The following is a 21,416-nucleotide window of genomic DNA, read 5'->3' as shown; positions in this document are numbered from 1 at the left end:
CGACCTCCGGTGGTCAGTGTCCCTGACTGTTATAGTCAGCCTGCCTGACTACTTCGTCAAGAGCGGGAGACCCGGAGTGCGCGATCCGCATCCAGCACTGCTCATGTACATCGGCGCCCGCTACGTCGAGCAGCGGGTCTCCGACGCCGTGCTCGCCGCCGGGTACGCCGACCTCACGCCCGCGATGGCGCGCGTCGCCGCCCGGCTGAGCGAGGACGGGATCCGGGTCACCGACCTCGCCGAGCAGGCGCGGATCACCAAGCAGAGCGCGAGCGTCCTCGTCGACCAGTTGGAGCGGGCGGCGTACGTCGCGCGGGTGCCGGATCCCACCGACGCCCGGGCCCGCCTCGTCGTCATCGCGCCGCGTGGCCGCGAGGTGCAGCAGGTCGCGCGCCGCGAGGAGCGGGCCATCGAGCGCGAGTGGCGCCGGCACCTGGGCGCCGAGCGCCTGGCGGCGCTGACGGACGCCCTGCGGGACCTGCGGGAGATCACCGATCCCTACCGGTGACGATTTCGTCCCGCCGCCGCGCCGCGGGTAGTCTTCTGCGGTTGCCTCGGCGAGGGAGCACCTGCTTCTGTGACTCCGTGATCGACTGGGCCGGCTCGTCTTCACGACGCCGCGCGCCCTGCCGGTCACCGGGTGAGGGAAGCGCGGCGTTCCTCGTCTCCGGGGCGGCAGCACCCCACCACTACGTGACGAGCAGGAGATTCCCCATGAGCACCGAGAAGATCAAGGCCGAGGTCCGCACCGAGTTCGGTAAGGGCGCCGCCCGCCGGATCCGTCGCGACAACAACGTCCCCGCCGTCGTCTACGGCCACGGCAACGAGCCGATCCACCTGACCCTCCCGGGCCACGCCACGATGATGGCGCTCAAGCACGGCGGCGCCAACGCGCTCCTCGAGCTCGACATCGACGGCACCGCGCAGCTCGCCCTGACCAAGCAGGTCCAGGTCGACCCGGTCCGCCGCGTCCTCGAGCACGTCGACTTCGTCGCCGTCAAGCGCGGCGAGAAGGTCACCGTCGACGTCCCGGTCCACATCGTCGGCGAGGCGATCAGCGGCACCCTGGTCGTCACCGAGAACACCACCGTCCAGGTCGAGGCCGAGGCCACCCACATCCCCGAGCAGTTCGAGGTCAACATCGAGGGCGCCGAGGCCGGCACCCAGTTCCTCGCGGGCCAGCTGGAGCTGCCCTCGGGCGTCACTCTGCTGACCGACGCCGAGACCCTCGTCGTCAACGTGACCGAGCAGGTCGCCGAGGAGCCGGCCGCCGACGAGGCCGCCGAGACCGCCGCGACCGAGGCGCCGGCCGAGGCCGCCGAGGGTGGCGACAGCGAGTGACCCTGAGCCGGCTCAGGTGGTTCCTGGGTCGACTCATCTCCCCGGCGCGGACGACCGCGCCGGGGAGCACCGCCGCACCCGACGCCGAGGAGACCCCCGTGGCTGACGCGACCAGCGCCGACGTCTGGCTCGTGGTCGGCCTCGGCAACCCCGGGCCGTCGTACGCCGGACACCGCCACAACATCGGCTACCTCGTGGTCGACGAGCTGGCCCGTCGGATGGGCAGCGGCTTCCGTGCCCACAAGTCCGGGCGGGCCGATGTCGTCGAGGGCAGGCTGGGCGCCCCTGGCGCCGGCACCCCTCGGGTGGTGCTCGCCAAGTCCCGCTCGTACATGAACGAGTCGGGCGGGCCGGTCAAGGCCCTCGCCACCTTCTACAAGGTCCCTGCCGAGCGCGTCGTCGCGATCCACGACGAGCTCGACATCGACTTCGGCACGCTGCGCGTCAAGAAGGGCGGCGGCGACAACGGCCACAACGGTCTCAAGTCGATGCGCTCCTCGCTGGGCACCGGCGACTTCTACCGGGTCCGGGCCGGCATCGGCCGCCCGCCGGGTCGCCAGGAGGTCGCTGACTTCGTGCTCTCCAACTACGCGACCAGGGAGCGCAAGGAGCTGCCGTTCCAGATCGACTCCGCCGCCGACGCGGTGGAGAGCCTGATCGCCGACGGCCTCGAGAAGACCCAGTCTCGCTTCAACAGTTGAGTTGCCGCATCCTCGCCGTTGAGTTGCCGGTCTCCAACCGTTGAATTGCCGACTCCCCATCGTTGAGTGCCGAGTCTCGTAACTCGACGGTGAGGAAGGGGAAAGTCAATGTGCAGGAAGCGGCAACTCAACGGGGGATCGGTAGGGTGACCGCGTGACTTTCGAGCCCGGTACCCCCGCTCCCGATGTCGTCGCCGACGACCACCGTCTCGCCGCCTGGCTGGCCGAGGAGGCGGGTCGCCGGCTGCTGGAGGTGCGCGCCGAGGGCCTGGCCGGCAAGGAGCTGAAGGACGCCGGTGACCGCGCCGCCCACGAGTTGCTGATGCAGCTGTTGGCGACCTACCGGCCCGACGACGCGGTGCTCTCCGAGGAGGCGCTCGAGAACGCCGCCGACAAGGACGCCCGCCTGCGCGCGACCCGGGCCTGGATCGTCGACCCCCTCGACGGCACCCGCGAGTTCTCCGAGCCGCCGCGCGACGACTGGGCGGTGCACGTGGCCCTGTGGCAGGACGGCGACCTGGTCGCCGGTGCCGTGGCGCAGCCCGCGCTGGGCGAGACCTTCAACACCGGTACGCCGCCGGTGGTGCCCGCCCGCACGTCGCAGCGCCCGCGGATCGCCGTCTCCCGCACCCGGCCGCCGGCCTTCGTGCAGGCACTGGCCGCCGAGTTGGACGCCGAGCTGGTCCCGATGGGCTCGGCCGGTGTGAAGATGATGTCGGTGGTCCGCGACGTGGCCGACGCCTACGTCCACGCGGGCGGCCAGTACGAGTGGGACTCCGCGGCTCCGGTCGCGGTCGCCCGGGCCGCGGGCCTGTTCACCTCGCGGGTCGACGGGAGCGAGCTGGTCTACAACCAGGCCGACGTCTACCTGCCCGACGTGATCGTGTGCCGTTCCGAGCTGTCCGCGAAGATCCTCGCCTTCATCGCCGCGAACGGCACCGACTGAGCCCTACGGCGACGCGATGGCTGAGACCGACACCGAGGAAGCGAAGTCGCGGATCGACTGGCCCGCGACCTTCGCGGGTGCCGGCGCGGCCGTCACCGTCGCGGTGCTGCTCTCCACGCTGGGCGCTGCCGGCACCCTGATCGGCGCCGCGCTGGGCAGCATCATCGCGACGGTCAGCTCTGCGCTCTACAAGCAGGGCATCGAGTCCAGCCGCCGACGGATGGCCGAGGTCCAGGCCGCGGCGCTGCAGCGGGTCACCCTCGCCGACCAGAACGTACGCCGCGCCGCGCGGCGCTCCGACCCGGAGGCGGCCGAGCGGGAGCTGGACCGCGCCCACCGCCATCTCGACGCCGCGGGAGAGGAGCTCGCCGACGAGCCCGCTCCTCAGGCGGTTCCGGCGGAGCGCAGTCGCTGGGCCGAGCTGCAGTGGAAGCGGATCGCCGTGCTCGCGGCCACGGTGTTCGTGCTCTCGCTGCTCGTGATCAGCGCCGTCGAGCTCCTCGCCGGCAAGAGCGTCTCCACGATCACCGGCGGCACGGACGGCAGCGACCGCACCTCGTTGACCGGTGTGTTCGGCAACGGCGGCAAGGGCAAGGGGGAGCGCCGGCCGGAGCCGCCCGCGGAGGAGACGCCGACCCCCACCCCCACCCCGGTGCCGACACCGACCCCGACCGAGACCCCGACGGGTCCCGTGCCGACCGAGCCGACGGACCCGGTCACACCGAGTGACACGCCGACCCCGACGCCCACGCCGAGCGGGACCCCCGCCCCGTCCCCGACGCCGACCCCCACCCCGTCCCCGTCGCAAGGAGTGAGCCCGTGACGTCGTACGTCTCCCACACCGCGGTCGACTGCGCCAATGCCTTCGAGCTCTCGGAGTGGTGGAAGCCCGTCCTCGGCTACACCGACCTCCCCGGCGACCCCAACGAACCCGGGCACGAGGAGTGCATGATCGTCGATCCGGACTCGGGTCACCGGCTGCTGTTCATCGAGGTGCCCGAGCGCAAGACGGGCAAGAACCGGCTGCACCTCGACCTGCGTCCGCGCACCGGCACCCGTGACGAGGAGGTCGACCGGCTGCTGCGCTACGGCGCCACCCAGGTCGCCGACCACCGCGGCATCCACGGCCCGGGCAGCGGCTGGGTGGTCCTCGCCGACCCCGAGGGCAACGAGTTCTGCATCCTGCGCTCGCAGGCCGAGGTGGACGGGTCCTAGTGGCCGGTGCCGGCAGCCTCAGAAGACGTTCAGGGGCCGGAACTGCACGGAGATCCGCGGGCCGGCGGAGGCGACCTTGGGTACGGCGTGCTCCCAGGTGCGTTGACAGGACCCGCCCATGACGACCAGGTCGCCGTGGCCCATCTCGACCGCGAACGCCTCGTCGCGGCGATCCGGGTCGCGCGGGCGCAGGTGAAGTCGGCGCGGGTCGCCCACGGAGACGATGGCGACCATCGTGTCGTCCGTCGAGCCGCGGCCGATGGTGTCGCCGTGCCAGGCCACGCTGTCGCGGCCGTCGCGGTAGTAGCAGCAGCCGGCCGTGCGGAACGGCTCGCCGAGCTCGTCGGCGTACCGCGCCGTCAGCCGCTCGCGGGCCCGGGTCAGGGCCGGGTGGGGCAGGTCGTCGCCGATCATGTAGGTGAACACGAGGCGAGGCACGTCGACGACCCGGTCGTACATCGCCCGCCGCTCGGCACGCCAGGGCACCTCGCGGACCAGGGTCGCGAACACGTCGTCGGCGTCGGGCAGCCAGTCGCGTGCGACATCGACCCAGGCGCCGGCGCTGAGTGGGCGGCGCTCCGTGGCGGCCTCGGCCTGCGGGCTGCCGGTCTCGAACAGGCTGGTCTGGAAGTCGACCGTCATGGATCGAGGATACCTCGGGTTCGAACAGATGTTCGCACGCATGCCGATGCGGATCGCGGCGTGGTCCGCGTCCCCTAGCGCCGGTCGGGGGCGGCGAGCTCGCCGATCGCCACCACGGTGCCGAGCGCGGCACCGAGGAGCGTCCGCGGGTGGCGGACGCCGCGCCGGCGCAGCCGATCCGCACCGGCATCGACGCCGCGCGTGACCAGGACGTGGGTGATCACGCTGAGCGCCGCCGCGGCGCCGACGGTCAGCCACGGCCGTCCGTCCGGCTCCTCCCCGTCCGCCTCCTCCCCGTCCAGCTCCTCGACGTCGGTTCGGCCGTGGCGCTCGGCGAGCACGAAGGCGGTGACCGTGGCGCCGAGGATGCCGGTCCGCAGCGCGGCGCGGGCCCGGCGCGTCGAGGCGATATCGGGCACCGCCACCCACGCGGCGGTGCCGAGGCCGTTGACCAGCGCTGAGGACAGCTCGACCGCGGACCGCATGCCGGAGCCTACGGACGCCCGCCCAGCGGTCGGGCCGTGCCCGACGGCAAAGAAACGGCGATTCCCGGGACGGGGCGCCGCGCCCGTCCCTAGGGTCGCCGCACGCGCCTGCACCACATGGGGGGTCGATGAGCCGTTCGCTCAAGCACGTCACGATCCGTGAGTACGTCCGCGGCCTGGTCGCCGGCAGCGCCCCCGGTACGGCGGCGCCGTCCGAGCGGGACCTGGTCGACCGCTTCGGCGTGGCCCGGATGACCGTGCGCCAGGCGCTCGACGCGCTGGTGGCCGAGGGCGTGCTCGAGCGGGTGCCTGGCCGAGGCACCTTCGTCGCGGCGCCGCGACGGACCGCGACGGGCGTGCACGGCTTCACCGAGGAGATGGCGCGCCGCGGGGTGGTCGCCGAGGCGCGGACCCTGATCGCCGAGCGGGTGCCGGCCGGTCAGGCGCTGGCCGCCGCGCTCCTCGTCGCGCCCGGGGTGCCGCTGGTGCGCTGGCGGCGGCTGCGGATGGCCGACGGGCGTCCGGTCTGCCTCTCCGAGACGTACCTGGTCGAGCGCCGGGTGCCCGGTCTGCTCGACGCCCTCCCCGGCAGCCTGTACGACGACCTCGGTGCCCGCGGCCTGCGCCCCACCTGGTCGGAGGACGTCCTCGCCGCCTGCGCGGCCACCGCCGAGGAGGCCGCGCTGCTCGAGCTGCCGCCCGGCGCGCCGGTGCTGAGGCATGACCGCCGGGCCTGTGCCGCCGAGACAGCGGTGGAGGTGTCGCGCACGGTCCACCGCGGCGACCACCATGCGATCAGCCTGCTGCTCCGCGGCTGAGTCCGCCGAGCGGGGCGACGGCGACGCCCGACTCCTCGCACACCCAGGTGGGATCGGGGCCGCCGAGGTCGGGTTCGATGTGCAGGGCGTGCACGGGCCCGCCGTCGCAGCGGGTGCACACCGGCCACAAGCCCTCCTGGGCCTGGCGGCCGAACCGGTCGGCGAGGGCGTCCTGCACGTCCTGGGCCACGAGCCCGGCGATGAACGGTGCGCCCTCCGGCCACTGTCCCAGCCACCAGCGGCGCTCGGAGCAGGCGTCCTCGAGGGCGGTCACGGAGTCCGGCGTACCGAGGGCCCGGGCCTGCAGGTCGGCCAGCACCTGCGCCCGCGCCCGGAAGATCACGCTGTCGTCCACGCCTCCATTGTGCGTGGCGACGGGTGACGCGGCCTACGGCAGGCCGGCCAGCTCGCGGGTCACGTTGTCCCGCGCCGGCTGCTCCCAGCGGCTGTGGCCGTGGGCCGTGCGGAACAGCGTCGGCGTGTCGGTCAGGGCGCGCAGCACCTCGGCGCGCCCGGCGGCGAACACATCGTCGGCGAGGTGGGCATACTCCGAGCGCACGGCCGCGACGTACTCGTCGTAGCGCTCCCGGGGCGCCGCCAGGATCGAGAGGTCCGCGTCGGACAGCGCGCAGCCGTTGGCGTCCGCGGGGTCCGGGCGGTGGTGCTCGGTCAGCCGGACCAGCCGTGCGACCTCGGTCACCGTGTCCGCGTCGGTGTGCTCGGGCAGGGCTTCCTCCGCCCACGTCGCCGAGCGCTCCTCGGCATCCCGCTCGCCGTCGTACACCGCGTCGTGGAACCAGGCCGCGAGCAGCACCGGCGTCCGCTGGTACGACGCCCCGGCGGCCGCGAGCTCGTCGAGCCGTTGCAGCACCTCGGCGAGATGGCGGGTGCCGTGATGGCCACGGCTCGGGTCGGCGTACGCCGCCACCAGCTCCGCGCGCAGGGCGTCCGCGCCGGACAGCGGCCAGGGCAGGTCGGTCAGGTCGGGATGGTCGTCCTCCATCCCGCCATTCAAGCCGACCGCCCCGACCGCTGTCATCGCCGGGTCCCGAGCCGTGCTCAGTCGCCCTTCACGTTCACGATCTGGCGCAGCGTGTGCCGGACCTCGACCAGGTCGGCCGCGTCGGCCAACACCTGGTCGATGTCCTTGTACGCCGCGGGGATCTCGTCGATGAACGCGTCGGTGTCGCGGTACTCGATGCCCGCCATCGCCTCCCGCAGCTGCTCGCGGGTGAACGTCCGGCGCGCCTTCGAGCGGGAGTACTCCCGCCCCGCGCCGTGCGGTGCCGAGTTGAGGGCGACCGGATTGCCGAGTCCGCTGACGACGTACGACGCCGTGCCCATCGATCCCGGGATCAGGCCGGGCCGTCCCCGCTCGGCGTTGATCGCGCCCTTGCGGGAGAGCCACACGTTCTTGCCGAAGTGGCGCTCCTGCTCGGTGTAGTTGTGGTGGCAGTTGATCTCCTCGAGCCGCTCGACGTCGTCGGCCGAGCCGAGGCCCACCCACTCCGCGAACTGTCGGAGCACCCGGTCCATCATCTCCTCGCGGTTGAGCAGGGCGTAGCGCTGTGCCCACCGCATCTCGCGGATGTACGCCCAGAACTCGTCGGTGCCCTCGGCGAGGTAGGCGAGGTCCTTGTGGGGCAGCTCGATCCACCACTTCGCGCACAGGTCGCGAGCGATCTCGATGTGGTGCTGGGCGATCCTGTTGCCGACGCCTCGCGAGCCGGAGTGCAGGAACAGCCACACGCGCTGCTCCTCGTCGACCGTCACCTCGATGAAGTGGTTGCCCGAGCCGAGCGTGCCCAGCTGCAGCTCCCACCGCTGGGCGTACCGTCCGGGGTCGAAGCCGGCCCGCTCGGCCGCGGCGGTCAGCTCCTCGAGCCGGCGCTCGGTGTGGCTGCGGGAGATGCGCTGGTTGGCCGCACCGGCCGAGAGCGGGACCGCCCGCTCGATCGCCTCCCGCAGCGGGCGCCGATCGGCCGGCAGCTCGTCGGCGGTGAACCGGGTGCGCACGGCGATCATGCCGCAGCCGATGTCGACGCCGACCGCGGCCGGGATGATCGCGCCGAGGGTCGGGATGACCGAGCCCACCGTCGCGCCCAGGCCCAGGTGGGCGTCGGGCATCAGCGCGAGGTGGGGGTGGATGAACGGCATGCTCGCCGTCGTCATCGCCTGGTCGCGGGTGCCCTGCTCGAGGATCGACGCCCAGCTGAGGAGCGTCGGGGTGATCTTGTCCATCGATGGTTCCTGTGTCGTTGCCCTTCTCGTGTCTGCTGGGTCTCTGGTCCGCCGCGTCCGCGGCCGACGGAGAACGCTACGGCCCGGGAAATGCGTTGCACACGCATTTCCCGGGCCGTAGAAGGGCAGACGGGGTCGGGTCGGCCGGGGTTCCCTCAGCCGACCACCGGCACGTTCGCCAGCGCCGCGCTGAGCGCCTCGTCGGACAGCGGATCGTCCTCGAGCCGACCGCCGAGGAAGCTCTCGTAGGCGCCGAGCTCGAGCAGGCCGTGCCCGGAGAGCCCGATCACGATGACCGGCTCGGCGCCCGTCTCCGCGGCCGCGAGCGCCTCGCGCCGGGCCTGGGCGAGCGCGTGCGACGACTCGGGTGCGGGAACGATGCCCTGGGTGCGGGCGAACTCGACGGCGGCCTCGAAGCACTCGCTCTGGTGGAGGGCGACGGCGTCGATGTAGCCCTCGTTGACAGCGTGCGAGACCAGCGGCGCCATCCCGTGGTAGCGCAGGCCGCCGGCGTGGATGGGCGAGGGCACGAAGTCGTGGCCGAGCGTGTGCATCTTCATCAGCGGCGTGAGGCCGGCGGTGTCGCCGAAGTCGTAGCGGTACTCGCCGCGGGTCAGCGTCGGGCACGAGCTCGGCTCGACCGCGAGGATCCGCGGCGCCTGGTTGCCGGCGAGCTTCTCCCGCAGGAACGGGAAGGCCAGCCCCGCGAAGTTCGAGCCGCCGCCGGCGCAGCCGACGACCAGGTCAGCGCCGGACTCGCCGGCCTTGGCCAGCTGGCGCAGCGCCTCCTCGCCGATGACGCTCTGGTGCAGCAGGACGTGGTTGAGCACCGAGCCGAGGGCGTACTTCGCCTCGGGGTCCTGGGCCGCGACCTCGACCGCTTCGGAGATCGCGATGCCCAGCGAGCCCGGGTGCTCCTCCGCGAACGCCTTGCCCGACTCGGTGAGCCGGCTGGGCGATCGGTGCACCGTTCCGCCGAAGACCTCGATCAGGGTGCGTCGCTGCGGCTTGGTGTCGAAGGAGGCGCCGACCTGCCACACCTCGCAGGTGACGCCGAACAGCGACGCGGCGTACGACAGGGCGGTGCCCCACTGGCCCGCGCCGGTCTCCGTGGTGAGCCGGGTGATGCCGTTGATCTTGTTGTAGTAGACCTGCGGGACTGCGGTGTTGACCTTGTGCGAGCCGGCCGGCGAGACGCCCTCGTACTTGTAGTAGATCCGGGCGCTGGTGCCCAGTCGCTCCTCCCAGCGACGCGCGCGGTAGAGCGGGCTGGGCCGGTACTGGCGGTAGACGTCGAGCACCGGCTCGGGGATCTCGACGTAGCGCTCGCCGGTGACCTCCTGTGCGATCAACTCCGGCGGGAACAGCGGCGCGAGGTCATCCGGGCCGACCGGCTGGTGGGTGCCCGGGTGGAGCGGGGGCGGCGGGGGGACCGGGAGGTCGGCGACGATGTTGTACCAGTGGGTCGGCTGCTCGTCGGGCTCGAGGGTGTACATCACCTGGTCGCTCATGGGGTTCCTCTCGGAAGGCTTCTCGGGTGCTCGGATCCTAGGGCGTCTCGGCTGCGCCCGAGACGCCTGGACGCCGCCACTGCGGCGTAGGGCAGGATTCGGTGTGTGAGTGCAGACGACGCCCGGGCCGAGCTCCACCGACTCCGGTCGAGCATCGACAACCTCGACGCCGCCCTCGTGCACCTGCTGGCGGAGCGCTTCAAGTGCACCGAGACGGTCGGTCGCCTGAAGGCGAGCGCCGGCATGCCGCCGGCCGACCCCGCCCGCGAGGCGGTCCAGATCGCGCGGTTGAGGTCGATGGCGGAGAGCTCGGGTCTTGACCCGCACTTCGCCGAGAAGATCCTCAACGTGATCATCGCCGAGGTCATCCGCAACCACGAGCAGTTCGCCGAGGAGAACGAGGACGACTGAGCGCGCTCGGCCCATGTAACTAAGGGTTACAGCACGAATTCGCGTGCCACAGCACCCGGGTAGTAGCCACAGCACCCGGGTGGTAGTCCCAGCGCCCGGGTAGTCGCCCGGTCGGTCCGCGCGGTCATGGGTCGACGCCCCCCGAGTGATCTACCCGGGTGCTGTGGCTACTACCTCGGTGCTGTGGCGCCTTTTTCGTGCGGTAACCCTTAGTTACAAGCATCCGCCCGGCCATATGCTTAACTAAGGTTAACAAAATGGGCGGAGGGGGACGGATGACCATCGCCGCGTCCGACCTGGACACCCTCCGGCTCTCCCTGGGTGAGGGGGCGCAGACCGGGATCAAGGTCCTGATCGCCGTCTTCCTGCTGGGTGTGGCGCTGGACACCCGGGTGGCCGATCTGCGCGCGGTGCTGCGCCGGCCGGGGGTGCTGGTGGCGGGACTGGCGGCGCAGTTCGTGGTACTGCCCGCGCTGACGCTGCTGCTGTGCCGCGCGCTCGACGTCGGCGGCTCGGTGGCGTTGGGCATGCTGCTCATCGCGTGCTGTCCGGCCGGCAACCTCTCCAACCTGCTCACGCACCGCGCCCACGGTGATGTCGCGCTGTCGATCGCGCTGACCACCTGCTCCAATCTCGTCGCCGTGCTCGCGACGCCGTTCGCGTTCGGGTTCTGGGCGGAGCGTCACCCCGCGGCCGACGCGCTGCTGCGGGACATCAGCCTCGACCCGGTCGCGATGGGGGTCGAGGTCGCGCTCCTCATCGGTCTGCCGTTCGTGCTCGGGGTCGCGGTGGCGACGCGCCGGCCGCGGGTCGCGGCCCTGCTGCGCCGTCCGGTGGAGGTCGCGGTCCTCGCGGTCCTGGTCCTGGTGATCGTCGCCGGTGTGGCCGCCCGCGGCGGCGTCATCGTGGAGCACCTCGGTGAGGTGGCGCTGCCCGCGATCGTCCAGAACGCCCTCGTCCTGCTCGTCGGGTACGCCGTCGGCCGGCTCCTGCTGCTGCCGCCGGCCGGAGTGCGGGCGATGACCTTCGAGATGGGGGTGCGCAACACGGCCCTGGGGCTGGTGCTGGCGTTGGCCTACTTCGACCGGCTCGGCGGGGTCGCCCTGGTCGTTGCCTTCTGGGCGCTGTGGGACGTGTGCACCGGTCTCGGACTCTCCTCGCTGTGGCGGCGCCGGCCGCCCGCCGCGGAGCCGGCCCGATGAGCGTCCTCGGGCAGCAGCGACGACGGCAGGTGCGCCGAGCCCCGCTCGACCAGCGCCTCGAGCGTGCGCCGGGTCGCGGCGGCGTCGGCTGCGCCGGCGTCGGCGGCCAGCCCCGCCTCGAACTCGGCGTGGAAGGCCGTGGCGCAGGCGAGGGCGGCCCGGCCCCGGTCGGTGACCCGCACCGCCCGCACCCGGCGGTCGTTCGTCCGAGCCCGCTCGAGATAGCCGGCCCGCAGCATCGGGTCGATCGCCTTGAGCGTCCCGGGACTGCTCAGTCCCATCCGGTCGGCCAGGTCGCGCAGGCTGAGCTCCTCCTCCCCGAGCGTGCGCAGCACCCATCCGCTGCGGACGGTGAAGTCGTCGAACCCCGCTCCGGCCAGCCGTTCGTGGAGGGCATCGACGAACACCACGCCCGCGAGGCTGAGCAGCACGCCGAAGTCCGTCACCCGAGCATCGTAGGAGGCCGTCCGTGAGCAAGATCCCCACCGCCGGACCCGTGATCGCCCGCACCGCGGCCGGATCGACGCCGCACCACCCGCCCCGACCGCGACCGGCGGGCCGCCCGAACGTCCTGGTGGTCCTGCTCGACGACATCGGCTTCGGTCAGCTCGGCACCTTCGGCGGCGAGATCGACACCCCGAGCATCGACCGGATCGCGGGGCAGGGGCTGCGCTACAACCGCTTCCATGTGACGGCGATGTGCTCGCCGAGCCGCGCGTCCCTGCTCACCGGCCGCAACGCGCACGCGGTCGGCATCGGGTTCCTGGCCGACATGCCTGGCGGCTATCCCGGCTACAGCGGCCGGATCCCCGCGTCCGCGGCCACCCTGCCCCGCATCCTGCGCGACGCCGGGTGGAACACGATGGCCGTCGGCAAGTGGCACCTGACGCCGCGCAACGACCGCACCGCCGCCGGGCCGTTCGGCACCTGGCCGCTGGGCCAGGGCTTCGAGCGCTTCTACGGCTTCCTCCACGGCGACGCCAACCAGTGGACGCCGACGCTCTACCGCGACAATTCGCCCGTCGAGCCGCCCGCGACCCCGGAGCAGGCCTACCACCTCAGCGAGGACCTGGTCGACGAGGCGATCCGGCTGGTCAAGGACCAACAGCACGCCGCCCCTGACAAGCCGTTCCTGATGTACCTCGCCCCCGGCGCCGGCCACGCGCCGCACCAGGCGCCGGCGGAGTGGATCGACAGGTACGCCGGCCGCTTCGACGACGGCTGGGAAGTGCTGCGCGAGCGCACCTTCGCCCGCCAGCTCGCCACCGGCGTCGTCCCGACCGGCACCACACTGACCCCGCGCCCGGCGTGGGTGCAGGACTGGGCCGCCCTGGGGCCCGAGGAGCGCCGCCTCTTCGCGCGGTACGCCGAGGCACACGCCGGCTTCGTCGCGCACTTCGACCACCACCTGGGCCGGCTGCTCGACGCCCTGGAGGAGCTGGGGGTCCTCGACGAGACGATGATCGTGCTGACCTCCGACAACGGGGCCAGTGCCGAGGGCGGCCGGATCGGCTCGCTCAACGAGCACCGCTTCGGGTTCGGGGTCGGTGACGACCTGGCCGACAACCTCGCCGCCATCGACGACATCGGCGGCTGGCGCGGCTACAACCACTACCCCTGGGGCTGGGCGTGGGCGGGGAACACTCCGTTCCACCTGTGGAAGCGCTACTCCTGGCTCGGTGGCGTCCGCGTCCCGATGGTCCTCAAGCCGCCGCGCGGCGTGGTCGCCCCGGTCGGGACCCGCGAGCAGTGGTGCCATGTCGTCGACATCGCGCCCACCGTGCTCGATCTGTGCGGCGTGCCCGTGCCGGACCAGGTCGACGGGGTCGTCCAGCAGCCGCTGGCCGGCGCCTCGCTCGCCGCCACGATGGCCGACCCCGCGGCCCCGGCGCCCCGGACCACCCAGTATTTCGAGATGCTCGGCTCGCGCTCGATCATCCACGACGGCTGGAAGGCCACCACCGACCACGTCTCGTCCGGCGTCGACGACGAGCGGATGCTCCCGGGCAGTCGCGACTTCGCCACCGACCGCTGGTGCCTGTTCCGGCTGGACGACGACTTCTCCGAGGCGCACGACCTCGCCGATCAGTACCCCGACGTGGTCGCCGATCTGACGGCGCGCTGGGAGGCGGAGGCGGAGGCCAACCAGGTGTTCCCCCTGACCGACGGGCTCTACGGCCACCTGCCCGGCATCGAGCCGCCGCTGTGGCCGGTGCCCGACCGGCTCGTCGTCCGGCCCGGCGCCCACCCGGTGGCCGACGAGGCCGTGCCCTCGCTCGCGCTGGGGGCGCTGGTCGAGGCGGACGTCGTCGTACCGGACGGGGGAGGGGAGGGGGTGCTCGCCGCCATCGGCGACTGGTCCAACGGCTGGGCGCTCGTCGTGGTCGACGGCCGCCCGCGCTTCCTGCTCAACGCCACCAGCACGCCGTACGACGTCACGTCGGCCGTGCCGCTGACGCCGGGTCCGCACACGGTCGGGTTCCGCCTGGCCGGGGCCGACGGCGTCCTCCTGGTCGACGGGGCCGAGGTCGCCCGGGCGCCGTTCCCCGAGGGGATGGGTGCGAGCGGCATCCAGATCGGCGGCGGCGGGCTCCGGCTGGGCCACGACGCGGGCTTCCCGGTGAGCGACGACTACTCGCCGCCGTTCCCGTGGACCGGCGTGCTGCGCTCGGTGACCTTCACGGGGGGTCAGGCGCTGGCGGACCTCGATGCCGAGCGGGCGCGGCTGACGGCCCTGCTGCGCTCGGAGTGAGCCGCGGAGCCGAGCAGGTCGCCCAGCAGCGTCGCCACCTCGGCGGGCGCCTCGAGTGGTGCCAGGTGCCCGACGCCGTCGAGCACCTCGAGTCGTCCGTCCGCGACGCCGTCGGCGATCTCCGCGAGTACGGCGGGCGGCGTGGCGACGTCCTCTGCGCCGGCGACGGCGAGCAGGGGAACCCCCAGCGACGCCAGGCGGGCCCGCACGTCGAAGCCGCCGAGCGCCTCGCACACCCGGGCGTAGCCCTCGGGATCGACGGTGGCGAGGTCGCCGAGTGCGGCGGCCCGCCGCTCCTCGGGGATCGCGCTGCCGAACCAGCGCGCCGGCGAGGACGCCAGCATCGGCGCCATCCCCTCCGCCCGGACCAGTGCGGCCCGGTCGCGCCAGCCGGCCGGACCACCGAAGGTCGCGGCGCTGCACAGCACGGCCAGTGACGTGACCCGGTCGGGGTGGTCCAGGGCGAGCTGGAGCCCGACCGCGCCGCCGACCGAGTCGCCGGCGTACCCGAACGGGACGGCGGAGCCGACGGCCTCGTCGACCGCGGCGAGCACCGCATCGGCGAGTGCCGCCATCGAGAAGCCCGGGGTGAGCCGGTCGGCGGCCGGGCTGGCGCCGTGGCCGGGCAGGTCCCAGCCGAGGACGTTCCAGCCCGGCAGCGCCGCGGCGACCGTCCCCCAGAGGCGGTCGACCGTCGTACCCAGGGAGGGACCGACGACGAGCAGCGGCCGACCGGGGACGCCGGACAGGTGGCGGAGCGCGACCGAGGGTGACATCAGATCGCCGACGGATGCGCGGTCAACGCGGTGACCTCGATCCGCATGTAGGGGAACAGCGGCAGTCCCGACAGGATCTCGTGCAGCCGGGCGTTCGACTCCACGTCGAAGATGCTGATGTTGGAGTACTGCCCGACGATGCGCCACAGGTGCGCCCACTCACCGTTGCGCTGCAGCTCCTGGGAGTACGCGCGCTCCCGCGCAACCACGTCGTCCCGCTCGGCGGGGTCGAGGTCGCGCGGGATCGCGACGTCCATCCGGACACAGAAGAGCATCAGCGAACCGGGTCCAGCACGAAGCCGTAGTCGACGGTCGCCGATCCGTCGGCCTGGGCCTGCGGTGCGAGCATCAGCTCGGGCTTCACCGCCGAGGCGATGTCGTCGTCGTTGTGCTCGTCGCCGGGGAAGTAGAGCTGCGCGGTGAGCAGCTCGTGGCCGGGCGCGGAGACCTTGACGTGCAGGTGTGCCGGACGCCAGGCGTGCCAGCCGGCGGCGGCGATCAGCTTGCCGCAGGACCCGTCGGTCGGGATCTGGTACGGCGCGGGCTGGATCGTGTGGATCTCGAAGGCGCCGTCGGCACCGACCCGGAAGTTGCCGCGCAGGTTCCACTCCGGGATGCCAGGGGCGAACTGCGAGTAGAAGCCGTCGCTGTCGGCGTGCCACAGCTCGACGAGCGCGCCGTCGAGCGGTGTGCCGTCGGTCGAGGTGACCGTGCCCGTCCACACCAGCGGCGTGCCGGCCTCGCCCTCGCGCATCCCGATGGTGCCCGTCGCGCCCTGCTCCGGGGCGCCGGGAACGTAGTACGGGCCCTCGATGGAGCCCTTGTTGCCCTCGCGGTGGGCGGTGTTGACGTCCTCGACGACGTGCTCGAGCCACACGTCGAGGAAGAGCGGCCACTCGCCGTCCTCGCCGACGCCGATCATCCACGCCTTGAGCGCGTTGAACTCGTCGTAGGTGACCTTCTCGTCGCGGACCGTCTGGTAGACGGCGTCGAGCACGCGCCGGGCCAGCCGGTCGACCCGCTCGGGCGGCGTGTCCTTGACCGCGGCGTAGGGCGACTTGTCGGAGTGGAAGCGCTCGGTGGCGCTGGCGCCGGACGCGGCGGCGGTGGCGACCTCGGTGGTCATGGCGGTGTCCTCTCGGGTTGGGTTGATGCGGTGCGACTGGGTCAGCTGTCGGTGCGGTAGCGGCGAAGCTTGTCGTCGTCGATGGCGACGCCGAGACCGGCGCCGGGGCGGAGGGTGAGCTCGCCGTTCTCGATGCGGAGCGGCTCGGTGAGCAGGTCGTCACTCATGTCGAGGAAGTTCGACAGCTCGCCGGCGTGCAGGCTGCTGCGCTGGTGGGCGGCGCCGAAGGCGACGGTGCAGATCGAGCCGAGCTGGCCGTCGATCTGGTTGCCCATCACCACCTCCAGCCCGAGGCCCTCGGCGAGATGGAGCACCCGCTGGGAGCCGGTGAAGCCGGTGCGCGCGGTCTTGATGGAGAGCGCGGTCGCCGAGCCGCCGAGCACCTCGCGGGTCACCTCGGCGGGCGTCGTGGCCGACTCGTCGGCGATGAAGGGGACATCGAGCTGGGACACCAGCCAGCGGCGGCCGAGGACGTCGTCGGCGGGGCTGAGCTCCTCGGCGAAGGCCAGGTCGAGGTCGGCCATCTGCCGCATCGCCCGCGCCGACTCCGATGCCGTCCAGCCGCGGTTCCCGTCGACGTACAGGACGACGTCGGGGCCCAGGCCCGCGCGCAGCGCCCGGACGACGTCGACGTCGAGGGACGCCGGGCGCCGGCCGACCTTCACCTTGAAGGTGGTGATCCCGTGCACGTCGCGCATCCGCTCGGCCTCGGCGACCATGGCGGCCGGCTGGTCGAAGCCGAGCATGTGCGAGACCCGCATCCGGTCGGTGTAGCCGCCGAGCAGCTCCGAGACCGGCAGGCCGAGGGTGTGGCCGAGGGCATCCCACACCGCCATGTCGATGGCGGCCTTGGCGGTCGGATTGCCGACCGTGCGCCCCAACAGGGCGGCCATCCGCTCGCGGTCGGTGAGCGCGAGGCCGACGACCTGAGGGGCGAAGATGGTCTCGATCACCGCGATGATCCCGCGCTGGGTCTCGCCGTAGGTGAACGGCCGCGGCGGCGCCTCGGCGATCCCGACCACGCCGTCGTCGGTGTGCACGCGGACCAGCACGTGGTCGGCGACGTGCACCTCGCCGCTGGCGAACCTCAGCGGCTTGACGTACGGGATCCGGAACGGGATCGCCTCGACGGCGGTGATCTTCATGCGTCCTCAGCTCGGGGTGCTCGTCGTGGGGAGGGCCGGTGTGCCGGCGGCGAAGAAGCCGTGGCGATCGAGGACGTCGAGCGCGCCGGTCACCAGGGCCGACGGCTCGTCGGCGCGCCAGGCCAGGGAGAGGTCGATGGTCGTGGGGTCGGCGACGTCGCGGAACACCACGCCCCTGAGCTGCATGCTGCGCACCGACTCGGGCACGAGGGCGACGCCGAGGTGGGCGGCGACGAGTGCGAGCAGCGCGGCGGTGCCCGGTGCGCGGTGGGTGATGTTGGGGGAGAAGCCCGCCCGCAGACAGCTGGACACCATCGCCTCGTTGACCGCGGAGCGGGAGTCGGCGTAGGCGACGAACTCGTCGGCGGAGACGTCGACGACGTCGAGGGCGGGCTCGGGGACGAGCCGGTGGTCGGCGGGCAGCGCGAGCACGAGCGGCTCCTGGAGCAGGCTGCGGGTCTCGATGCCGGGCTCGGCGACCGGGCCGCGGAGCACCCCCAGGTCGAGCCGGCCGTCGAGCAGGCGCTCCACCTGGCCGGGGGTGAGCAGGTCGGCCTGGACCTCCAGCGCCACTTCCGGCAGCGCCGTGCGGATCATCCGGGAGAGCCGGGCCAGCTGGGTGAATGCGCTGGTCCCGGTGAAGCCCACCCGGAGCAGGCCCCGGCTGCCGTCGGCGATGCTGCGGGTGCCGACCACGCAGGCGTCGAGGTCGCCCAGGATCCGACGCACCTCGCGGTGGAAGAAGGCGCCGGCCGGCGTCAGCGCGACCTGACGGGTGGTCCGGGCGAGCAGCAGGACGCCGAGCTCGGCCTCGAGGCGGCGCACCGCCTGGGAGAGGGCCGGCTGGGCCAGGTGGAGGCGCTCGGCTGCCTGGCCGAAGTGGCAGGTCTCGGCCACCGCGTCGAAGTAGCGCAGCTGCTTGAGATCCATCGGGTCACCTCCGTCCGGCGCGATCGGGGTCTGTGGCCGGCGTGTGTTCGCCGTCACGGTTCGTCGTCACGCTAGATCGAAGGGATTGAGTTACACAAAGACGAATAGTTGCGCCATTCATAACTCCCGATTATTGATCCTGCCGAGGTTCCCGCGCGACCCCTCAGGCCAGGGTCAGCCAGAGTCCGACGGCCGTCGGCAGCAGCCCGAGCAGCAGCCACGGGCTGAGGGGCGGGCGGCGGTGGATGGCCAGTCCGGCCGCCACCGCCAGGACGCCGAAGGCCCCGGCGATGACGTTCAGCCCGACCTGCGCGGTCGCCGCGGTGTCCGGCACCTCCAGGGCCGCGACGACCAGTCCGGCGGCGAGATGCGCGATGGTGAACACGGCGAGCGTCGACATCACCCAGCGCTGCACGTCGCTCAGCGCACGGTCGTTGACGGGGCGGACCGGGTGCGCCGGATCCATCAGGTGCTTGCGGCGACGAGGGGCGGCGCGGACATCGGTGTGGGTCATGACGGGTCTCCTGGCGGTTGGTTGGCGTAGCAACAATTTGTACACAAATTATTGTTACGCTAACAACATGCCGCCCGCCTCTGATTCCCGTCCGCAGCTGGAGAATCCGCTGGCGCTCGACCAGCAGGTCTGCTTCGCGCTGGCGATCGCCTCGCGCAGCGTGATCGCGCTCTACCGGCCACTGCTGGAGCCGCTGGGCCTGACCCACCCGCAGTACCTCGTGATGCTGGCGCTGTGGGAGGACGAACCGCTGCGTGTCTCCGAGCTGTCGCGGCTGCTCGAGCTCGATCCCGGCACCCTCTCGCCGCTGCTGAAACGGCTGGAGGCGGCCGGCTACCTGCGCCGCGAGCGCGACCCGCGCGACGAGCGGGCGCTGGCGGTCGTGCTGACCGAGAAGGGCCGGGCGCTGCGCGTCGACGCTGAGGCGATCCCGCCGGCGATCGTCGAGCGGCTCGGGATGCCGATCGAGGAGCTGCTCGAGCTGCACCGCCGGCTCACCGAGGTGATCGCGGCTACCCGCTGATCAGCGCGCGCAGGACGCCGAGCGTGCGCAGCAGGTGGGCCTCGGTCCGGTCGGTGCGGTGGGCCACGGCCAGCTCGACGGACGGCGCGGGCCGGGCGAGTGGCACGAAGACGACGCCGCTGAGGGCGAGCGCCCGAACCGGCTCGGGCACGATGGCCACGCCCAGGCCGCCGGACACCAGGGTCACGAGGGTGGAGGTCTCGCCCACCTCGTGGCGGATGTGCGGCGCCAGGCCCGCCTCGGCGAAGAGTGCGCGGACGACGTCGTACATCGCGGAGCGGCGGCCCGCCGAGTGCACGATCAGGTCGGACCCGGCGAGATCGCCGACCCGTAGCCAGCGCCGGGTGGCCAGCCGGTGCCGCAGCGGTACGGCGACGACGAGTCTCTCCTCGCGCAGGGGGGTCACCGTCAGGGAGCCGTCGCCGACCGGCGGTCGCAGCAGTGCGAGGTCGATCCGTCCCTCGCGCAGTGCCTCCACCTGCTCGGCCACGAGCATCTCGCCGTGGAACGCGAAGTCCACGCCCGGCAGCTCCTCGGCCAGGCGCCGGGAGAGGTCCGGCAGCAGGCTGTAGGTGGCCGAGCCGACGCACCCGATCGCGATCCGGCCGACCACGCCGGCGGCGACCCGCCGCGCCTCCTCGGCGGCACCGTCGACCTCGGCGAGGATCGCTCGCGCCCTGGCCAAGTACGCGGTGCCGGCCGCGGTGAGGTCGACCCGCCGGGTGGTCCGCTCGAAGAGCGTGACGCCGAGCTCGGCCTCGAGCCGGCGGATCTGCTGCGAGAGCGGGGGCTGGGCCATGTGCAGCCGCGCGGCCGCTCGGCCGAAGTGGCGCTCCTCGGCGACGGTCACGAAGTAGTGGAGATGGCGCAGCAGATCCATATCTGGATTCTTCTCAAATGAGTCGGATATTGATCCTTCACAATATCAACTAGGCGACCTAGCGTCGGAGCCGTGAGCTCCTACGTGTACGCAGCGGTCCGTACCCCCTTCGGCCGGTTCAACGGCGCCCTGGCCGGCGTCCGCACCGACGACCTCGCTGCCGCCGCGGTGGTCGCGGTCCTGGCGCGGGTGCCGGGTCTGGACCCGGCCGGCATCGGCGACGTCGTCTGGGGCAACGCCAACGGTGCCGGCGAGGACAACCGCAACGTCGGCCGGATGGCGGCACTGCTCGCCGGGCTGCCGGTCGGCGTCCCCGCCACGACCGTCAACCGGCTGTGCGGGTCGAGCCTGGACGCGGTCATGGTCGGCTCGCGCACGATCGAGACCGGCGACGCCGACATCGTGCTCACCGGTGGCGTCGAGTCGATGACCCGAGCGCCGTGGGTGCTGCCGAAGCCCGACCGCGCCTTCCCGGTCGGCGACGCCACCGCGGTCTCGACCGCGCTGGGCTGGCGCCTGGTCAACCCGGCGATGCCGAAGGAGTGGACCGTCAGCCTGGGCGAGGCCAACGAGCAGCTGCAGGAGCGGTTCGCGATCTCCCGTGAGCGCCAGGACGCCTTCGCCGCGCGCTCGCACCAGCTCGCCCACCAGGCCTGGGAGGACGGCTTCTACGACGACCTCGTCGCGCCGGTCGCCGGCGTCGAGCTGACCCGGGACGAGGGCATCCGTCCCGGCAGCACGCCGGAGTCCCTCGCGGCGCTCAAGCCCGTCTTCCGCAAGGACGGCACGATCACCGCCGGTAACGCCTCGCCGCTCAGCGACGGCTCCTCCGCCGTCCTGCTCGGCTCGGCGGCCGCCGCCGATCGGATCGGGACGGCCCCGCTGGCGCGGGTGGCCGGCCGGGCGGCGTACGCGTTGGAGCCGCAGGCGTTCGGGTACGCGCCGGTCGAGGCGGCCAACGCCGCGCTCGCCCGGGCCGGGATCACCTGGGCGGACGTCGGCGCCGTGGAGCTCAACGAGGCCTTCGCCGTCCAGTCGCTCGCCTGCGTCGACGCCTGGCCGATCGACCCCGAGATCGTCAACCGGCGCGGCGGCGCGATCGCCCTCGGCCATCCGCTCGGCGCGTCCGGCGGCCGGCTCGTCGGCACGCTCGCCAAGGTGCTGCGGGAGACCGGTCAGCGCTGGGGCGTCGCCGGCATCTGCATCGGCGTCGGCCAGGGCCTGGCCCTCGTCCTCGAGAACGAGGAGGCGTCCTGA

25 protein-coding genes and 1 pseudogene are annotated in these 21,416 nt (G+C 72.8%); 12 read left to right on the top strand and 14 right to left on the bottom strand.

All coding sequences use genetic code 11. The features are described from left to right. The first annotated feature begins 76 nt into the window (after window positions 1-76). From QJ852_21385 to QJ852_21360, 6 genes are all read left to right on the top strand, one after another. Window positions 77-508: a MarR family transcriptional regulator gene (locus QJ852_21385; GenBank protein WGX95695.1), complete on the top strand. Its 432-nt coding sequence runs from the start codon at window positions 77-79 to the stop codon at window positions 506-508. A 206-nt stretch (window positions 509-714) separates the two neighbouring features. Then, window positions 715-1,341 carry a 50S ribosomal protein L25/general stress protein Ctc gene (locus tag QJ852_21380; protein ID WGX95694.1) on the top strand — a complete coding sequence of 209 codons (627 nt, stop codon included), beginning with the start codon at window positions 715-717 and terminating at the stop codon, window positions 1,339-1,341. 98 nt (window positions 1,342-1,439) lie between these two features. After that, on the top strand, window positions 1,440-2,042 hold the full coding sequence (pth, locus tag QJ852_21375) for an aminoacyl-tRNA hydrolase (protein WGX95693.1): 603 nt from the start codon (window positions 1,440-1,442) through the stop codon (window positions 2,040-2,042). 154 nt (window positions 2,043-2,196) lie between these two features. Then, a complete protein-coding gene (locus QJ852_21370) occupies window positions 2,197-2,988 on the top strand; it encodes a 3'(2'),5'-bisphosphate nucleotidase CysQ (GenBank protein WGX95692.1) in 792 nt (263 codons plus the stop codon). A gap of 16 nt (window positions 2,989-3,004) precedes the next feature. Then, window positions 3,005-3,811: a hypothetical protein gene (locus QJ852_21365; GenBank protein WGX95691.1), complete on the top strand. Its 807-nt coding sequence runs from the start codon at window positions 3,005-3,007 to the stop codon at window positions 3,809-3,811. Beyond that, the gene (locus tag QJ852_21360; GenBank protein WGX95690.1) at window positions 3,808-4,203 is read left to right on the top strand and encodes a VOC family protein; all 396 of its coding nucleotides are present in this window, start codon (window positions 3,808-3,810) and stop codon (window positions 4,201-4,203) included. The genes QJ852_21365 and QJ852_21360 overlap by 4 nt, the downstream gene beginning before the upstream one ends. 18 nt (window positions 4,204-4,221) lie before the next feature. Here QJ852_21360 and QJ852_21355 read toward each other — a convergent pair whose 3' ends face one another. Continuing rightward, window positions 4,222-4,845 carry an alpha-ketoglutarate-dependent dioxygenase AlkB gene (locus QJ852_21355; protein ID WGX95689.1) on the bottom strand — a complete coding sequence of 208 codons (624 nt, stop codon included), beginning with the start codon at window positions 4,843-4,845 and terminating at the stop codon, window positions 4,222-4,224. A 74-nt stretch (window positions 4,846-4,919) separates the two neighbouring features. Further along, window positions 4,920-5,330: a hypothetical protein gene (locus QJ852_21350; protein WGX95688.1), complete on the bottom strand. Its 411-nt coding sequence runs from the start codon at window positions 5,328-5,330 to the stop codon at window positions 4,920-4,922. Window positions 5,331-5,458: 128 nt separating this feature from the next. Between QJ852_21350 and QJ852_21345 the strand changes: the two genes are divergently transcribed. After that, window positions 5,459-6,148 (top strand): GntR family transcriptional regulator, encoded by a 690-nt coding sequence (locus QJ852_21345; protein WGX95687.1) that lies wholly within the window; start codon window positions 5,459-5,461, stop codon window positions 6,146-6,148. Here the strand turns inward: QJ852_21345 and QJ852_21340 are convergent. From QJ852_21340 to QJ852_21325, 4 genes are all read right to left on the bottom strand, one after another. Beyond that, a complete protein-coding gene (locus QJ852_21340; GenBank protein WGX95686.1) occupies window positions 6,126-6,503 on the bottom strand; it encodes a hypothetical protein in 378 nt (125 codons plus the stop codon). The genes QJ852_21345 and QJ852_21340 overlap by 23 nt on opposite strands. Window positions 6,504-6,536: 33 nt before the next feature. Continuing rightward, window positions 6,537-7,151: a hypothetical protein gene (locus QJ852_21335; GenBank protein ID WGX95685.1), complete on the bottom strand. Its 615-nt coding sequence runs from the start codon at window positions 7,149-7,151 to the stop codon at window positions 6,537-6,539. Between the two features lie 56 nt (window positions 7,152-7,207). Then, window positions 7,208-8,389 carry an RtcB family protein gene (locus QJ852_21330; protein ID WGX95684.1) on the bottom strand — a complete coding sequence of 394 codons (1,182 nt, stop codon included), beginning with the start codon at window positions 8,387-8,389 and terminating at the stop codon, window positions 7,208-7,210. A 155-nt stretch (window positions 8,390-8,544) separates the two neighbouring features. Then, window positions 8,545-9,900, bottom strand: coding sequence for a TrpB-like pyridoxal phosphate-dependent enzyme (locus QJ852_21325; GenBank protein ID WGX95683.1), 1,356 nt, complete (start codon window positions 9,898-9,900; stop codon window positions 8,545-8,547). 105 nt (window positions 9,901-10,005) lie between these two features. Between QJ852_21325 and QJ852_21320 the strand changes: the two genes are divergently transcribed. Together QJ852_21320 and QJ852_21315 are read left to right on the top strand one after the other, a co-directional pair. Continuing rightward, complete coding sequence (locus QJ852_21320) at window positions 10,006-10,311, top strand: chorismate mutase (GenBank protein WGX95682.1); 306 nt, start codon at window positions 10,006-10,008, stop codon at window positions 10,309-10,311. 275 nt (window positions 10,312-10,586) lie between these two features. Next, window positions 10,587-11,513 (top strand): bile acid:sodium symporter, encoded by a 927-nt coding sequence (locus tag QJ852_21315; GenBank protein WGX95681.1) that lies wholly within the window; start codon window positions 10,587-10,589, stop codon window positions 11,511-11,513. 173 nt (window positions 11,514-11,686) lie between these two features. Here QJ852_21315 and QJ852_21310 read toward each other — a convergent pair. Beyond that, a pseudogene (locus QJ852_21310) lies at window positions 11,687-11,848 on the bottom strand (MarR family transcriptional regulator). 134 nt (window positions 11,849-11,982) lie between these two features. On the opposite strand from QJ852_21310, the gene QJ852_21305 reads away from it, so the two are divergent. Next, window positions 11,983-14,265, top strand: coding sequence for an arylsulfatase (locus tag QJ852_21305; protein ID WGX95680.1), 2,283 nt, complete (start codon window positions 11,983-11,985; stop codon window positions 14,263-14,265). Here the strand turns inward: QJ852_21305 and QJ852_21300 are convergent. The 6 genes from QJ852_21300 to QJ852_21275 all read right to left on the bottom strand — a co-directional run bounded on the left by QJ852_21300 (window position 14,202) and on the right by QJ852_21275 (window position 18,756). Next, window positions 14,202-15,041, bottom strand: coding sequence for an alpha/beta fold hydrolase (locus QJ852_21300; protein ID WGX95679.1), 840 nt, complete (start codon window positions 15,039-15,041; stop codon window positions 14,202-14,204). The two genes, QJ852_21305 and QJ852_21300, sit on opposite strands and share 64 nt — an antisense overlap. Beyond that, window positions 15,041-15,316, bottom strand: coding sequence for a muconolactone Delta-isomerase (catC, locus tag QJ852_21295; protein ID WGX95678.1), 276 nt, complete (start codon window positions 15,314-15,316; stop codon window positions 15,041-15,043). Before catC ends, QJ852_21300 begins: the two co-directional genes overlap by 1 nt. Further along, window positions 15,316-16,167: a catechol 1,2-dioxygenase gene (gene catA / locus QJ852_21290; GenBank protein WGX95677.1), complete on the bottom strand. Its 852-nt coding sequence runs from the start codon at window positions 16,165-16,167 to the stop codon at window positions 15,316-15,318. Before catA ends, catC begins: the two co-directional genes overlap by 1 nt. A gap of 41 nt (window positions 16,168-16,208) precedes the next feature. Continuing rightward, complete coding sequence (locus QJ852_21285) at window positions 16,209-17,312, bottom strand: enolase C-terminal domain-like protein (GenBank protein WGX95676.1); 1,104 nt, start codon at window positions 17,310-17,312, stop codon at window positions 16,209-16,211. Window positions 17,313-17,318: 6 nt separating this feature from the next. Beyond that, entirely contained in the window at window positions 17,319-18,242 is a 924-nt protein-coding gene (locus QJ852_21280; protein ID WGX95675.1) for a LysR substrate-binding domain-containing protein, read from the bottom strand. 163 nt (window positions 18,243-18,405) lie between these two features. Next, entirely contained in the window at window positions 18,406-18,756 is a 351-nt protein-coding gene (locus tag QJ852_21275) for a hypothetical protein (protein WGX95674.1), read from the bottom strand. 67 nt (window positions 18,757-18,823) lie between these two features. On the opposite strand from QJ852_21275, the gene QJ852_21270 reads away from it, so the two are divergent. Beyond that, entirely contained in the window at window positions 18,824-19,279 is a 456-nt protein-coding gene (locus QJ852_21270) for a MarR family transcriptional regulator (GenBank protein WGX95673.1), read from the top strand. On the opposite strand, the gene QJ852_21265 is transcribed toward QJ852_21270, so the two are convergent. Continuing rightward, window positions 19,269-20,159: a LysR family transcriptional regulator gene (locus tag QJ852_21265; GenBank protein WGX95672.1), complete on the bottom strand. Its 891-nt coding sequence runs from the start codon at window positions 20,157-20,159 to the stop codon at window positions 19,269-19,271. The two genes, QJ852_21270 and QJ852_21265, sit on opposite strands and share 11 nt — an antisense overlap. 72 nt (window positions 20,160-20,231) lie before the next feature. Between QJ852_21265 and QJ852_21260 the strand changes: the two genes are divergently transcribed. Beyond that, window positions 20,232-21,416: a thiolase family protein gene (locus QJ852_21260; GenBank protein WGX95671.1), complete on the top strand. Its 1,185-nt coding sequence runs from the start codon at window positions 20,232-20,234 to the stop codon at window positions 21,414-21,416.

Origin of the sequence: Nocardioides sp. L-11A (genome assembly GCA_029961745.1) — a bacterium.
Classification (GTDB): domain Bacteria; phylum Actinomycetota; class Actinomycetes; order Propionibacteriales; family Nocardioidaceae; genus Nocardioides.
Note: the sequence above shows the minus strand (reverse complement) of the source record. Positions and strands in the feature narration are given on the sequence as shown.